13 protein-coding genes are annotated in these 15,006 nt (G+C 38.2%); 4 read left to right on the plus strand and 9 right to left on the minus strand.

Going from position 1 to position 15,006, the window contains the following annotated elements; all coding sequences use genetic code 11:
• The first annotated feature begins 105 nt into the window (after nt 1–105).
• The 3 genes from D0T08_RS16505 (at nt 106) to D0T08_RS16515 (ending at nt 2,244) form a co-directional block, all read left to right on the plus strand.
• Nucleotides 106–1,092 carry an NAD(P)H-dependent glycerol-3-phosphate dehydrogenase gene (locus tag D0T08_RS16505; RefSeq protein ID WP_116983764.1) on the plus strand — a complete coding sequence of 329 codons (987 nt, stop codon included), beginning with the start codon at nt 106–108 and terminating at the stop codon, nt 1,090–1,092.
• Nucleotides 1,093–1,129: 37 nt separating this feature from the next.
• The gene (locus tag D0T08_RS16510; protein ID WP_116983765.1) at nt 1,130–1,531 is read left to right on the plus strand and encodes a hypothetical protein; all 402 of its coding nucleotides are present in this window, start codon (nt 1,130–1,132) and stop codon (nt 1,529–1,531) included.
• Between the two features lie 77 nt (nt 1,532–1,608).
• Entirely contained in the window at nt 1,609–2,244 is a 636-nt protein-coding gene (locus D0T08_RS16515; protein ID WP_116983766.1) for a carbonic anhydrase, read from the plus strand.
• 38 nt (nt 2,245–2,282) lie between these two features.
• On the opposite strand, the gene D0T08_RS16520 is transcribed toward D0T08_RS16515, so the two are convergent.
• From D0T08_RS16520 to D0T08_RS16530, 3 genes are all read right to left on the minus strand, one after another.
• Nucleotides 2,283–2,468: a hypothetical protein gene (locus D0T08_RS16520; protein WP_116983767.1), complete on the minus strand. Its 186-nt coding sequence runs from the start codon at nt 2,466–2,468 to the stop codon at nt 2,283–2,285.
• 103 nt (nt 2,469–2,571) lie between these two features.
• Nucleotides 2,572–2,961, minus strand: a complete 390-nt coding sequence (locus tag D0T08_RS16525; RefSeq protein ID WP_116983768.1) for an HIT family protein — start codon at nt 2,959–2,961, stop codon at nt 2,572–2,574.
• 77 nt (nt 2,962–3,038) lie between these two features.
• Nucleotides 3,039–3,941, minus strand: coding sequence for a TIGR01777 family oxidoreductase (locus D0T08_RS16530; RefSeq protein WP_116983769.1), 903 nt, complete (start codon nt 3,939–3,941; stop codon nt 3,039–3,041).
• A gap of 194 nt (nt 3,942–4,135) precedes the next feature.
• On the opposite strand from D0T08_RS16530, the gene D0T08_RS16535 reads away from it, so the two are divergent.
• Nucleotides 4,136–5,017 carry a DMT family transporter gene (locus D0T08_RS16535; RefSeq protein ID WP_116983770.1) on the plus strand — a complete coding sequence of 294 codons (882 nt, stop codon included), beginning with the start codon at nt 4,136–4,138 and terminating at the stop codon, nt 5,015–5,017.
• A 3-nt stretch (nt 5,018–5,020) separates the two neighbouring features.
• Here the strand turns inward: D0T08_RS16535 and D0T08_RS16540 are convergent, their stop codons facing one another.
• The 6 genes from D0T08_RS16540 to D0T08_RS28235 all read right to left on the minus strand — a co-directional run.
• Complete coding sequence (locus D0T08_RS16540; RefSeq protein WP_116983771.1) at nt 5,021–7,414, minus strand: outer membrane beta-barrel protein; 2,394 nt, start codon at nt 7,412–7,414, stop codon at nt 5,021–5,023.
• A 146-nt stretch (nt 7,415–7,560) separates the two neighbouring features.
• The gene (locus D0T08_RS16545) at nt 7,561–8,631 is read right to left on the minus strand and encodes an AraC family transcriptional regulator (protein WP_116983772.1); all 1,071 of its coding nucleotides are present in this window, start codon (nt 8,629–8,631) and stop codon (nt 7,561–7,563) included.
• 74 nt (nt 8,632–8,705) lie between these two features.
• Nucleotides 8,706–9,770, minus strand: coding sequence for a helix-turn-helix domain-containing protein (locus tag D0T08_RS16550; protein ID WP_116983773.1), 1,065 nt, complete (start codon nt 9,768–9,770; stop codon nt 8,706–8,708).
• Nucleotides 9,771–9,980: 210 nt separating this feature from the next.
• Nucleotides 9,981–10,226 (minus strand): type B 50S ribosomal protein L31, encoded by a 246-nt coding sequence (locus D0T08_RS16555; protein ID WP_116983774.1) that lies wholly within the window; start codon nt 10,224–10,226, stop codon nt 9,981–9,983.
• 118 nt (nt 10,227–10,344) lie between these two features.
• Nucleotides 10,345–14,556, minus strand: coding sequence for a S8 family serine peptidase (locus D0T08_RS16560; RefSeq protein WP_116983775.1), 4,212 nt, complete (start codon nt 14,554–14,556; stop codon nt 10,345–10,347).
• 378 nt (nt 14,557–14,934) lie between these two features.
• Nucleotides 14,935–15,006: IS3 family transposase (locus tag D0T08_RS28235; RefSeq protein ID WP_409012931.1), on the minus strand; the 72-nt coding region annotated here is incomplete at its 5' end.

The raw sequence follows: 15,006 nt of genomic DNA on the forward strand, positions 1-15,006 counted from the left end.
AACACCTTTTGAACATACCCGACAAAAGACTGCTGCAAAGCAGTCTTTTTGTTTTTTCAAGGCTTTTGGTTTATTTAGCATCATGAAATCCTTTGAGATACGAAAATGAAAATAACGATTATAGGAGGTGGGAGTTGGGCAACAGCTATTGTTAAGATTTTAAGCGAGGGCAATGTACATATCAAGTGGTGGATGCGAAATAGCGAAGATGTAGAGCATATCAAAAGGCTACACCACAACAAAAACTATCTCAGCAGCGTAGAGATTCATCCTTCAAAGGTAAAACCTTATACTAACTTAAAAGAAGCCCTGCGAGATACCGAATGGGTAGTATTGGCCGTTCCGGCGGCGTTTCTTTCAGACGCCTTAAAGACTATTAACAAGAGCCATCTGCAAGGCAAGAAGATTATATCAGCCATTAAAGGGATGATTCCCGCTACTAATCAGCTGGTGACCGATTGGATAGAGCAGGAATACGATATTCCTGCTGATAATATTGGGGTGATAGCCGGACCATGCCATGCTGAGGAAGTAGCGTTAGAGAAACACTCCTATCTAACTATTGCTTCTCCTAATCTGGAGCTGGCCAATGATTTTGCTGATTTATTGCGTTGCCGTTTTGTGAGTACTTCGGCTTTAGCTGATTTGTATGGGGTAGAATATTCGGCTGTAATGAAAAATATTGTAGCCTTAGCTTGTGGTATTACGCATGGTTTGGGTGGCGGAGATAATTTTCAGGCGGTAATGGTGTCTAATGCTATGCAGGAAATTTGCCGGGTAGTTGATGTGATAGACCCGATGAAACGGGATTTAAGTGCATCGGCATACTTGGGCGATTTGCTGGTAACTTCCTATTCGCAGTTTAGCCGAAACCGTACGTTCGGTAATATGGTAGGACGGGGTTATAGTGTAAAAGCCGCTCAGTTAGAAATGAATATGGTGGCCGAAGGATACTATGCCGTAAAGTGTGTTTACGAAATGCTGAAAGACTATGAAATAGAGATACCTATTACCAACTTTGCCTATCAGATTCTCTATCAGAATGCTCCTTTAAAGAAAGAATTTGAAGATTTGAAAGAGAAATTGAAGTAAGCTTAATTGATCTATTAAAAACGAAGTGTAAAACTATATGCAAGTAAAGAGCCTAATTGTAGATATTGAAACAGAGAATTCAATTTTTTATGAAAAAATTGAGAATCCTACTTTACAAGATGTTTTACAGAGTGTTGATAGATTAAACGGAAAAGATATTACAATGCTGAATCTTCTTTGCAAGGAAGAAAATCATCTCTTATGTGTTGGCGGCGGAAAAGAAGATTATATTTTGTTTATTACCTTCGACAATGAGAATTTTGATTCTTTATGCGACGAAAGTAAAAGTAGCTCGAAAGAAAAAGAATTAATAATAGGAGGACAATTGGGTGAATACCCTGAAAATCTTTGTAATAGTAAGCCTGAGGTAATTAAAGCGATTACTTATTTTTTTGAAACAGGAAAACCAAATCCTGCTTTGTCGTGGATTAAAGAATAAGTATCTATAAATTTACTTTTCTGATAGAATAACAGATATTAAATAAAAACTTTTACAACTTTTTTGAATATCATACTATGCCAACTTACGAACAAGTATTTGAAAACAACCAGACCTGGTTGAATGAAAAAAAAAGAACCAATAAAGACTTTTTTGAGGAACTTGCCAAAGGACAAAGTCCTGACTACCTGTATATCGGGTGCAGTGATAGTCGTGTAACCGCCGAAGATTTGATGGGAGCAGGTCCCGGTGAGATTTTTGTGCACAGGAATATAGCTAATTTAGTCAATGCCACAGATTTGAATGTAATGTCGGTGATTAATTATGCTGTCCGTCACTTAGGTGTCAAGCACGTAATAGTTTGTGGTCACTATGGCTGCGGTGGGGTTAAGGCAGCTATGCAGCCTGTAGATATGGGAATTCTGAACCCCTGGTTAAGAAATATCAGAGATGTATACAGATTGCATAAAGATGAGTTAAATGCCATTTCTGACGAGGGTAAACGTTATGACCGCTTGGTTGAGCTGAATGTGCAGGAACAGTGCATTAATGTAATTAAACTGGCCAGCGTGCAACAGGAATATTCAAAAAAAGGATTTCCTACAGTACATGGATGGGTTTTCGACATCAAAACCGGAAGACTAATAGATTTGAAACTTGATTTCAATAAGTTGTTGAAAGACATACAGGAGATATATTATCTAGGAGAATAAAAACTAAATGCAGAGAGTTAGATAACCCTCTGCATTTATTATATCTTCCCCAAAAACCTCGTTACTAAAAACACAACCCCTGACATAATTCCTTGCACAGCAGTGAGTACTCCCAGACTCATATTTGCTTTAGCGCTACTACCATCGTTCATAAAATGGTGAATACTCACACTAATTGAAACGATAATAATGCCACTGAGAATGGCGGTAATAATGCTCTTCATGAATCCTGAAATCTTAGGATTTTTTCTCAATAAGTAAATACATCTGAAGGATAAAAAGAGCGGTAAAATGCAGATAGTAACTGCGTAGGCTATTTCCATATACTTATAAAAAACTTCTGATTTTTGCCGCTATCTCAGCAAGTTCGTCTTGAGAAATTTTCAGTTTGTTATTAAAATTCATATCGCTCATGCTGTTCATTGGTATAAGATGTACATGGGCATGAGGCACTTCTAAGCCTACTACAGCAACACCAATGCGTTTGCAGGGAATGGCCTTTCTGATAGCAGGTTCTATTTTCCTGGCAAACTGCATTAATCCCGTATAGAGTTCATCATCTAGATCGAAGAGATAATCTATTTCTTTTTTTGGGATAACCAATGTATGTCCTACAGAACATGGAAAAACATCAAGAAATGCCAGAAACTGGTCGGTCTCGGCAATTTTATGAGCCGGAATTTCTCCTGCTACTATTTTTGAAAAGATAGATGGCATAGTATATCGTTGATAAATTCGGGCGCAAGGTAATAAATTTTGCAGTCAGGTTCCGAGAAAACTTGAAGATGTAGAAATCACTTTAGTAAATCTTCCAGAGCGGCCTTAATTGTAGTGAACTTGTAAGAAAAAGATAATTCTTCTGAAACCCTTTTATTTTTTACATAATTACCGCCAAGAACAGCAACAGCTAATTCGCCGAAGAGTAATTTCATTACAAATGCCGGTACATTCGGAGCCCATAAAGGACGTTTCAGTACATCTGCTGCCAGTCGGGTTATTTCTTCATTCCTTGCAGGAGTAGGAGCCACTGCATTATAGGCACCATGCATTTTATCATCTTCAATGGCTTGCAGGTACAACTGGCACATATCATCAACATGTATCCATGACATCCATTGTTTGCCACTGCCTAAGGGTGAGCCTATGCCCAATTTAATAGGTTGTGCCAGTTTGGGTAAAGCCCCACCTTTGTCGCTCAATACAATTCCGGTACGCAAACTCACGGTTCTTTCAGCTTGAGCAAACTTTTCTGTTTCTGCTTCCCATATCTTTACGCAAGTGCCCAGAAAATCATTTCCTGCAGGGCTATTTTCATCTAACCTGGTTTCGCCTGTATCACCACCATAGTATCCTACACCCGACGCAGAGATGAAAGCTTTAAGTTTATGTCCTTGTTCTTTTAAGTGCTTATCAAGCAATTGAATAGGCTTAACACGAGAGTCTATGATTTCTTGTTTACGCTTGTCAGTCCATCGTTTATCGGCAATTCCGGCACCAGCCAAGTGAATGATATAGTCAATATCTTTAAGGGCTTCATCATCCATGAGCCCTTTTTCAGTATCCCACAGGAATACTTTTACGTCCGGAATATTATCTTTTTCACGGCTAAGCAAAGAAACCTTATGGCCTTTGCTTAATAAAAGTCTGGTCAGATGCTTACCTATAAGCCCTGTGCCCCCGGTAATTAAGATATTCACGTCGTTTAGTAGTTTGTTGTAGCTTTACAACATAGAAATTGAAAGAAATGTTTATAGTACGGTTTTTTAATTATGTGTAGTATAACTGTAAAATTTATCTGATAAAATAAACCCAAGCAGGTAGCTATCATTATTTTTCAAAATCTCATTACCTTTGAACATCCGTAGAAATAGCCCTAAGCCCCTTAAAAATCATGACCAAAGCATCGCCGCAAGATTACCTTAAACTCCATCTCATTGTTATTATTTTAGGCTTTACGGCCATCCTAGGCCGCTTGACTGATGTCTCTGCTTTAGGGGTAGTATTTTACCGTACGTTGCTGGCATCGTTGGGTATGTATTTAGTGGCAAGGTTTCAGAAAAAGAATATACTTCTCCCATTTAAAGAGAGTTTGCCGTTATTGGGAGTTGGGGCCATTATATCCCTGCATTGGATGTGCTTTTTTGGTTCAGCACGAGCTTCTACTATCGCAATCAGTTTAGTAACTTTTTCGGTTACCTCTTTCTTTACGAGTATTCTGGAGCCTGTCATCAAAAAGTCAACAATCAGTTGGACTGAGGTTTTGCTGGGAATATTGGTAGTAGCAGGTATGTACTTTGTATTCAAGTTTGAGTACCAATACCTCACAGGTATTATTATTGGTATAACAGCGGCTCTATTGGCAACCATTTTCTCAGTCCTTAATGCACAATTAGCCCAAAAATATGAAGCCCAAACTATTACCTTCTACGAAATGGTGGGCGCATTTGTATCGTCATGGATATTTATCCCTATCATTGTTTATGCTTCACCCAATACCCATTTTCAATTAATACCCAGCCCAACCGATTGGGTGTGGATAGCGATTTTAGGCTTGGTATGTACAGTATACCCTTATAATGAAATGGTAAAGCTATTAAAGAAAATCTCTGCTTTCACGCTCAATCTTTCTATCAATATGGAGCCTATCTATGGTATCCTATTAGCCTATTTCATCTTTGGGGAAAAAGAGCGCATGACCACAGGTTTTTATATTGGTGGGGTATTAATATTGCTTTCGGTGATTCTACATCCTTTTTTAAAACCAGCTAAATAGTTTTTAATTACTTACCCGACTTTCTTCTTCATTTCTGGTATTTTGTCTGATTTTATAACCTGATTTACCGAAATTATATGTGATAGAAAACGACACTCGCTGGTTGCCGCTCCAATGCGAAAATTCATTATCAAGTATGCTTTTTTCTCTGAAAACCAGACGAAAGTAATAGGTATTAGAAATATCGTAGAAGTTCAATTTGGTATTCAGCTTGCCTTTCAGCCAGGTTTTCTGCAAACCTAAATCTATATAGTACACAGGTTTCATAATATATAACCCATTCCCTCTGGTGGAGATATAATAATAATATATATCAAATGTAAAATCTTTAGCTAAGGTAAAAATCTGACTTCCGTTAATCATATAATTTGTAATCGGAATCTGATAGACAACTTCATGATAAGGTGTTTGCTCTTTTTTATAATAGAGACCCAGATTATGATTCATACGCCACCATTTTTTTACGGTGACAGCCCAATTGGCTTCGAGCGTGGCAAAATCATTATATGGTAAATTCCTGCCCAGATACTCCAACACATTTGTTATACGATTATATTCAGGATAACGTGCCATAGGGTCTACTTCCCGCCCTATATTCAGCAAAGTATAGAAGTTCTTTTTGGTATAAGTAATACTTAGCTGCTTGGTAGTAGAAGGTAACAGATATGGATTCCCCAACCAATAATTTAAAGGACTCAGATAAAACCTAAAAGGATTTAATGCCTCAAAGCCAGGGCGTGTCATGCGGTGCGTATAAGCGGCTGTGAGTTGTTGTTCATTAGCCAAAGGATAAGAGAGATTAACGCTCGGTAACCATCTGAAATAGTCGCGTTCGGTAATCTGCTTATTCGTAATAGCGTTGGCGATACTATGGGTATGCTCAGTTCGCAAACCTATTTTATAAGTCAGTTTACCCCATTTCTGTCCATATATCAGATAAGCGGCTGAAATATACTCATTATAATGAAAATTGTTGGTTCGGCTATGGTCAAGCACAAAACTATTGTCTTTAGCCAGAGTATCATATACCAGATTGTTTTTAGTATTAATAGCCGCAAATTTTGCCCCCAATTCCAGTTTACCTTTGCCAATAGTGCTGATGAAATCTGATTGAATAGAGCGGATTGAAATATCATTGAGCAGATTTGTTTTCCAGTAATTCAATAAATCTCCTGTAAGGGTTTGAGTATTCTGAATATCTTCTTTCCGACGATTATTTACCTGCGAAACGATTCCCAATACATGCAACTCATTTTTATCTATGAGGGCATCATAGCTCAGATTGACGCCATAATTGTTTTGAGTTGGGGTATAATTATTCATGCTATGAATATTTGATAGCACATGCTCGTCTGTTGAGTTGGTAAAATGCAAAGTATTATCAGCCCATGCCTTTCTATCCAATTGATTGGTACGTAGAATCAGTCCAATATTATGATTCTTGTTTAAATGGTAATCTGCCTCAAACTGTAAATTAAGATTATCATGAGTGGTTTTCTGCCACGTGTCAGTACGCATAATATTAGTATTGGCCTGATGTTGCAATGCACGATAGCGATAGACCGTAGCACCTGCCTGATAGCCCAATCTCGCCGTATAAGCCACTTTTGGCATATTATAAGTCAGCGTAAGATTATTGTTAGCATAAGTATAAACCCCTTGCTGGAAATTCCCTACATAATTGCCTACCCAACCCAGTGTTTTATCTCGTTGTAATCGGATGTCGATAATGGCTTTGTACTCGGCATCATATCTACCGGATGGATTAGCAATAATTTCGATAGAGGCAACCATCTCAGGCGTAAGACTATTCAAGTAATTCTGCAATTGCTCGGGGCTCATAGGCATTGGTTTGCCATCTACGAAAATGGTGGGTATTACTCCCCCCGCCATGGTAAGGTTACCATCAGAATTGATTTGTATACCCGGCATTTTCTTTAGTATATCAAAGCCATTGGTTGAGGTATTGAAGAGTTTATTATCAGCTATATTCACAATCAGCTTTTCATCTGTCTGTTGTATCTGTAGTTTATCTGCGCTTACATTTACCTCATTCAGTAATTGATTGTTTATAGTCAATGTAATATCATTCAACTTTAAAGTAGATGGGGTATTATTTTCTATTGATAAAGCCTGATAATATTTCTGGTATTCAATAGATGAAAAGAAAAGGAGATAAGGACCTTTTGGCAATGAAACTATTTGAAAAATACCTGATGAATCGGTAATATTTCCTTTTATTAGTGTTGAATCTTTCACTGAAAGCAAAGAGACATTTACAAAAGGGATACCCTGCCTAGAGATATTGTCAATGACTCTTCCTGACAGATTGACCTGGGCGAATGATACAGAATAAATAAGAAAAAACAGAATGGTTGTTAATGATGATTTCGACATGAGAATTACATTTAAACTAAAATTGGTCAAATGTAATTTTTGAAGAAATAACCAAAGTTCGGAGTTTAAGATTCAGGAGTACGGAATTATAAAACCGGACTTTTATGAAAATTTATTAAAACTGTAAGGTGTTTATAGTCAATAACTTATGAGCTAATGCTTTTCTCTGTATTTGCCTTGTAAATCATTGGGGTAGTTTGCTTCAGTTTTTTAAAAGTTGTATAAAAAGTAGACTTAGAATTAAAACCCACCTCATATCCGATAGCTTCCAACGTGAGATTGGGCTGCTCGATAATCATTTTGCAGGCCTCATTGATTCGGTACTCATTGATATAAGTTGAAAAACTTTTGCCCAGATTATCATTTAATAATTGTGATAACTGATGCCCTGAAATATTGATTTTCTTCGACAAATCATTCAGTTTAAGATTGGGGTCTTTGTATAATTCCTGAACTTGCAATAGCTGTTCTAACCTCTTCACCAATGCTGTAGCCTGTTCGTCGCCGATTTTCTTATGGGCATATTTATCTTGTACGGCAAATACAGCATTTGCCATTTTTTCTCGGTTTATAACAAATACAAGACTAATATAGAGAAAGAAGGTAAAGGCTAATGGGCCGCTTATACAAAAACCATGAAACACATCGAGAATAGATAAGAGATAGTTGAGTAAAATGATAGTATTACCCAAAAATAATAGTATCAGAAATTGCTCTGTAACATTTAATTCTTCTTGCTGATTACGAATTTTTAATACAATGTTTTTTATACTAAAGCCGGTTGCCACAGTATATAAAAGCCATTGAAGATATACAAAATAGACCACATGGTTATTCCATATCTCAGGGTATTTCTGATAAGGAAATATAATTCCTGTCAGGAGAATAGCGATGAGTTGGAAACCGAAATTCCGTTTCCAATAAGCAGGGATTTCGGTGATATTTTCATTAATAGCCCTGATAAGATAGTAGAATGTGGGCCCAATAAAAAAACAGACAGACAAGCCGATCTGTCTGTAAATATCGGGCAGATAGGGATAATAATATATAAATACAGATTTACCAATCCTGATACTAAGTATTAAAAGTAACAATCCAAGTAAGAAACTGATGAAATTTTTGATTTTCTTGAAGAAAAGAAAATAGGCAGCCAGAATAAGCCCATTAAGAGTACCTGATCCACTAAAGAAAAACATCAGTCCGTTCTCTATATTCATCCCTGTAGAAATTTTAGTTTTAATGTGTCTTCGATAATCATTGACTAAAAATTAACTCAAACAGTCTCTAAGACTTAGAGTATATTTTCTGCTTTTTCTTTATAAGCCATTGGTGTTGTAAGTCTGATCTTTTTAAAAGTTGTATAAAAAGTAGATTTAGAATTAAAGCCTACTTCATATCCGATGGCTTCCAAAGTTAGATTGGGCTGTTCGATAATCATTTTGCAGGCCTCATTGATTCGGTACTCGTTGATATAGGTAGAGAAGCTTTTACCCAGATTATCATTCAATAATTGTGATAACTGATGCCCTGAAATATTGATTTTCTTCGACAAATCATTCAGTTTCAGATTAGGGTCTTTGTATAATTTCTGCTCTTGTAAGAGTTGCTCCAATTTTTGTACTAGTGTATTGGCCTGCTCGTCTCCTATTTTCTTATTAGCATATCTGTCCTGCATTGTGAATATATAAGTATCCATCTTTTCCTTTTTCAATAAGAACAGGATACTGATATACAGAATAAAAGTAAATGAGAGCGGCCCGCTAACATAAAAGCCCTGCTGAATATTAAGTAAAGAAAGAAAATAACTCGTAAAAATGATGATATTACCAGTGAATAGCAATAGCTGAAACTGCTCGGGCAAATTCAATTTCTCCTGCTTGTTAAACAGCTTCACGAATACCTCTTTCATTTTTACTCCTGCAGCAACAGTATACAAAAACCATTGAAAGTAAATAATTCTTATGAAATAAGGCCCCCAAAGTTCTGGGTGTTTTTCGTAAGTAAACAAAGTGCCTACTGAAACGATAATAACCAGATGTAATAAGAAGTTCCGCTTCCAGTAATTAGGCACTGCTACGATATGTTCCTGGATGGACTTGATTAAATAATAGAGTGTGGGCCCGATAAAGAAACACGCAGATAAGCCTATCTGCAGATAAATCTTAGCCAGGTCAGGTTTAAAAACCAGAAAGACTGATTTACCTACCCTGACACTTAAACACAGTAATAATAAACCTAGTAAGAAACCTGTAAAAGTTCGGACTTTTTTGAAGAACAAGAAATAAGCAGCTAAAAGCAGCCCATTAAAAACACCTAGTCCACTGAAGAAAAATAATATGTCCTGCCTGAGGTTCATGATTCCAGAAGTTCTAGCATAGCTTTTAAATACAAAAATATCTAAAATATCTAAAGCATTTGTTTAAGCCGGAAATACTTTTTTAAGTTCACTCAGTGTCTCCTGTGTGCAAGCCAAAGCGAAGCAACTCTTAGGTTTGTAAGACAAGCTAAAAAACAAAAAAGGTCTTTTAGAATTTCTAAAAGACCTTTTTTGAGGTAAACTCGATAATTATTTTTTACCATAACGTTTGTTGAATTTATCAACACGTCCGGCTGTATCAAGCAATACGTTTTTACCAGTATAGAATGGGTGTGAGTTAGAACTAACCTCTACTTTGTAAACAGGGTATTCTTGGCCATCTTCCCAAACAATGTTTTCCTTCGTGTTCACACAAGAACGTGTGATGAATTTGTAATCTGTCGACAAATCCCAGAAAACAACTGGTCTATAATTTGGATGAATATCTTTTTTCATTGCTGTATTTGTATTGAACTTCTTAAAATCGCTAAAACGGGTTGCAAAATTAGAAATATTTAAACAAAAAACAAAACGTATTCCATAAAATAATGGAAGAAACTCTATTTTTTATTTACTAATTATAGCAAGCCTTTATCTCTGCCTTGAAAACCGCACTATTATCTACCTGAAAACCCGCCCCTAAAATAACCGCATTTCCAGCTTCATAGGTGATATTCGATGGTGTGAATATCTTATTACTTGCATTGATGGTTTGTCCGGCTGTTTTGATAAGTGTCGCTCCCGTATAATTATCGTTTGGACTTACCAGGGTTAAAACACTAGAGGTAATACTGATAGTAGTACCATTAGAATTACCATTAATGGTAGGATTGGTAGAAACGACTCTGATTTTATACTGATTTCCCGCTACCACATTGGCCGGAATAGTACAGGCCACATTTCCAGCGGTGCTTGAAGTACCAATTACCAAAGGATTATCAAACGAACTATATAAATCAGATAATTGTACTTCAAACTGATTACCCGGGGCAAATGTACCCGTAGTAGCAAAATTGACATTGAAAGTATTCGAACCGCCCGCACAAAGGGCATTAATATCAAAAGTTGGTGTGGCAATAGTGGCATTGCTGGCAACAATGCTAAAATTTATAACCGTTGGACCGTATGTAACGGTTCCTTGCGCATTATCCTGATTATATCCTGTTACTGTAAGCGTATAATTGCCGGTCGGTAAATGACGTCCAAGTACATAATTGCCCGTATTATTAAAAAGCGCATAAATATCCACACTTTCAATGGTTTCGTGATTCTGGAAAGGGGCGGGACCTTGCAAAACGATTCTGAAACTTTCGATAGTTACCGATGGACAAATAGGATTCAGTACAATAGAGGTTTCCTCCGGCACCTGAGCAATTACCATATTATTGGCTAATGGAAACTTATAATCAAAAGGATTGCCTGCCAATACATAATCAAAATCAACTACTTTGCTACATGGATTAATATTGTTCACCGATACAAAAGTAGTGGCAGTAGCGGTGCAAGTGCTTTGTGTAACCGTAACGGTATAAGTACCTGTCATGGCCAGCGTGGCATTGTTGATAGTAGCAGGATTATTACTGCTACTGAAACCATTAGGCCCCACCCAGCTATAAGAACTACCACCTGAAGCTGTTAACTGAATGGTTTGACCGACATCATAAGGCCCTGTATTGCTGGCAGCGGCAGGAACAACCGTAACCGTAATGCTCGCAGGTATAGCATTGGCTTCGGTACAAGATCCATTTTTTACTACTGCTCTGTACTGCGTATTTTGTGTAAGACCCGAATAATTTTGCGTGGCAGTTGTATTATTAATAGTAGTGACAGTAGCAAAATTATCAGTCGATGATTCCCATCTGAGAATAGTGCCTATGTAGCCCGTTAAAGTAAGTGTACCGCTATTGCTACCCGCACAAACGTTGGTACTGCTATTAACCGTTCCGGCTTGCGTTACACAACCCGGTATAATGGTTAATGTGGCAGGTCTTCTGATACTTGCCTGGCAACTTAGGCCACTACCTGCGCAAGTAGCCTCAGCATAGTAAGTATAAGTACCCGGAGCAGTATTAGTCGGAATAAACTCATTTCCTGTTCCTACCTGAGCTCCACCCGACGGACTATCCCACCAGGTAATCGAACTTGCTGACCCGATTCCGTTAGTATAAACTGTAACTGAGAAACTTTCTACACAAAGAGGGTCTATACTGGCGTCGTCATTAGCTATCAGTTTCCAGATGCCATTCGGGTTTGTATCAACTAATTGCGCCAGACTTTGCGCAGGGTTAAACGTCCCTGAAGCAGGTACAGTACCAACAGTAGCTCCACCATCTTCAAATACAGTGGTAACAGTACCTACGTAGCTTCCCGAAAATGCATAAGTATTAGCATTGAGTAGGTTGATAGTTGTATTATCAGGAGCTATTAATTTAAAAGATACTTCATCATTGAATGGATTAAGATTACCTCCGGTTGTACCACAATCATTTATAGAACCCCCACTTCTTTTTCTCCACCTAATAGAGACCCTTGCCAGCGCAATATTTCCATTGACTCCTGCCACTGTTACGGTCGGGTCAGGGCCGCTTTTAGTATTTCCATCATAACCTATAGTTGGGCCTGCATAAGTAGCTGTATATTGCGGATGGCAATTGCTACTCGCCTGTAGGCCGTTTCCTGTTGTTATCACTGTCCCTTGACTAATAGTTCTGCTGACAGTAGTCGGCACAGGTACGCCTAATTTTACTGTAACTCTGATAGCTATAGAAGACAACGTACAATTCAGATTTGTAATCGCTACTGTATATTGACCTGATTCTTTCGCAATCAAACGTGACTGGTTCTGGCCTGATAAATTCGTATTATTCCTTTTCCATTGAAAGGTATAACCGGAATTTGTATTGGCATCAAAAATCACCGAGTCTCCCTCACAGAAAGTAGTTGGTCGGGTGATCGTAACATTTACAGTAGGACAATTCGGATTCAGTGTGCTCAGAACAGCCGCATCGGCTCTGATTAATCCATTACCGGTGGCATAATCAAATCCTGTATCAAAACCCGGTGTTGAGGGGTCGTCCATGTCTACACAAGAATTAATCAGAGCTGTTTTAATAGTGCTCGGTGTCAACCCTGGATTCCCCTGTAGCATTAATCCTGCTACTGCCGCAGCATGAGGTGCAGATGCCGAGGTCCCATTAAAATTAGGTATACCATCGCTTTCATAATCGTATCCTTGAATAAAAAACGAGGTATTGGCATTGTCAGGAGCTACTATTTCCGGTTTTTGTCTGATAATAGGCTGAGGCAATAAAGCACCTGAGATAGAACGATAAATAGGCGTACCACCTCTGGATGTATAAGATTCGGGTAGAGGAGGGGTAACTCCATAAGCAGGAGTCTGGTCATAACTGGCTGCTCCTACTGCCACTGTATGAGTAGCATTATGATGGCCAATAATGGTTGAGGCTTTAATGCCTGCAATATTGTTAGGTGTAACAGCCCAACTTAAGCCACGAAAGCCTACAAACTTAATATTCCGTGGGTCGGTTCCAGATTTTTTTGTAATCAATATATAGGCAGTGCCTGATCCTGATACCTGAAATACCTCTGCCGGGTCGGCCCCGATATTGCTTTCAATACTGGAAGCTACTACCTGATAACCACTGCCGTTTGATATGAGCAGGTAGATATTAAGGTCAGATGTGGCACCTGCCGAGCCATTGCCTGTACTGAAATAAGGGTCGTCCCATTCCAACGTCAGCGTCAGTCCGCCTACTATCTGAATAGGTAAGAGGTAAACGGGGCTTCCGGCTGTGCCGAAATTATGGGCTGTTTCGGTACTATTGCTAAAAGGCCGCATATTGCTTGCCTGATAGGGAGCTTCATATGAACTATTAATTGAGTTTCCTGCGGATGAATAATATGACACGCCATAGTTGGCAGTAACTTCATCAACCGCCTGAGCAATCAGGCCATCCTGAAAGAAAGGTTCGGTCACATAAGTAATATCATCAACAATAATTTTACAGCCCGCTGCGGCCAAAGCTCTGATACCATTCGCAAAATCGGCCTCGCCATTATAAGCAGAATAATAATATAATTGCGCACCCGGAGCCACATCGTGGATAATTTCAAGCATGGCTCTACCCTCATCTGAACCACCGCTTAGCGATTCACTCAATACAGTCACTGGAGTGGTAAAACCATCAGGGTTGCCTGTACCCGGTAATTCTCCGGCACTTACGCCTGCAGCTGCTCCACCTAGTATGTTATAACTATCAGATAATACCCCAATCTTTATATTAGCTCCGTTAAGTCCTGTTATTTGTCGGGCTATACCGGAACGCTGGGCAGAATCGCCCTGGGATATCACAGGACCCGAATTATTAAGCGGTTTTATCACAGGCTGAATCCATGAAATATTCCGGGATGTGGCAGCCAGGCTATTAATTTTATCGGTTTCTATCCAGCAGGTCACCCGCTTTTTTGAGGCACTTATCATTTCAATGGCTGCTGCATTCAGTTCTTTTTGAAGTACGGCTACGTCAGTTTTAGCTATTACATCAACCAGTATTTTTTCATTCCTTTCTTTAAAAAGAAACAGGTTGTAATTGCTTACACTGTTATTGTCAATTAATTGATTATTAGCGCCTAAAGTAGCAACCTGCGCTAGCCCTAACTTTAGTTTTGAATGGGCAATAGGGGGCGTAAAGTTGATCTGTTGCGCTTGTATAGAGAGTGTGAAAAGGTTAAATGCAAGTGTGAAGAATAGTAGAGATTTTTTCATATTACAGACAAATTAAACAGAAGACAAAATTGAAAATTTAAAATCAAGAAAACAATATAGTTTCTGTTGAATTGATTAGACGGTAAAAGTTTTAAATATAAACTTGTCATGATTATTTTAACTACTATAAAATGATGGCGAATCATCTCGTATACCCTCTTTAAAAAAGGTTCCCACTGTATTGGTCACCTTTCCGATTCTTTTTTAGTGACTAGCCCTGGGAAACCATCGCATTTGTCGTTCAAAAAAGGTTCCTACCATATTGGTAACCTTTTTTTGATGTGGCTTGAGTAGCCGATACTTGGAAACTATTGCTATTGTCGCTCAAAAAGGTTACCAATCAATGGACTGCACCCCAAATTTTGGACAAAATTATTATTAAGTTTTAGAATGATGCGCTCGGTATTGTATGGGGCTCATTCCTTTTAGATTAAGTTTAATTCTTTCTTT

Source organism: Emticicia sp. C21, assembly GCF_003418935.1.
Classification (GTDB): domain Bacteria; phylum Bacteroidota; class Bacteroidia; order Cytophagales; family Spirosomataceae; genus Emticicia.

What these genes read in the sequence shown, in the direction of transcription:
- D0T08_RS16550 (WP_116983773.1), bottom strand. Translation starts at nt 9,770, where the DNA reads ATGAACCTCAGGCAGGACATATTATTTTTCTTCAGTGGACTAGGTGTT.
- D0T08_RS16520 (WP_116983767.1), bottom strand. Translation starts at nt 2,468, where the DNA reads ATGAAGAGCATTATTACCGCCATTCTCAGTGGCATTATTATCGTTTCA.
- D0T08_RS16555 (WP_116983774.1), bottom strand. Translation starts at nt 10,226, where the DNA reads ATGAAAAAAGATATTCATCCAAATTATAGACCAGTTGTTTTCTGGGAT.
- D0T08_RS16545 (WP_116983772.1), bottom strand. Translation starts at nt 8,631, where the DNA reads ATGAATATAGAGAACGGACTGATGTTTTTCTTTAGTGGATCAGGTACT.
- D0T08_RS16510 (WP_116983765.1), top strand. Translation starts at nt 1,130, where the DNA reads ATGCAAGTAAAGAGCCTAATTGTAGATATTGAAACAGAGAATTCAATT.
- D0T08_RS16505 (WP_116983764.1), top strand. Translation starts at nt 106, where the DNA reads ATGAAAATAACGATTATAGGAGGTGGGAGTTGGGCAACAGCTATTGTT.
- D0T08_RS16560 (WP_116983775.1), bottom strand. Translation starts at nt 14,556, where the DNA reads ATGAAAAAATCTCTACTATTCTTCACACTTGCATTTAACCTTTTCACA.
- D0T08_RS16535 (WP_116983770.1), top strand. Translation starts at nt 4,136, where the DNA reads ATGACCAAAGCATCGCCGCAAGATTACCTTAAACTCCATCTCATTGTT.
- D0T08_RS16525 (WP_116983768.1), bottom strand. Translation starts at nt 2,961, where the DNA reads ATGCCATCTATCTTTTCAAAAATAGTAGCAGGAGAAATTCCGGCTCAT.
- D0T08_RS16515 (WP_116983766.1), top strand. Translation starts at nt 1,609, where the DNA reads ATGCCAACTTACGAACAAGTATTTGAAAACAACCAGACCTGGTTGAAT.
- D0T08_RS16540 (WP_116983771.1), bottom strand. Translation starts at nt 7,414, where the DNA reads ATGTCGAAATCATCATTAACAACCATTCTGTTTTTTCTTATTTATTCT.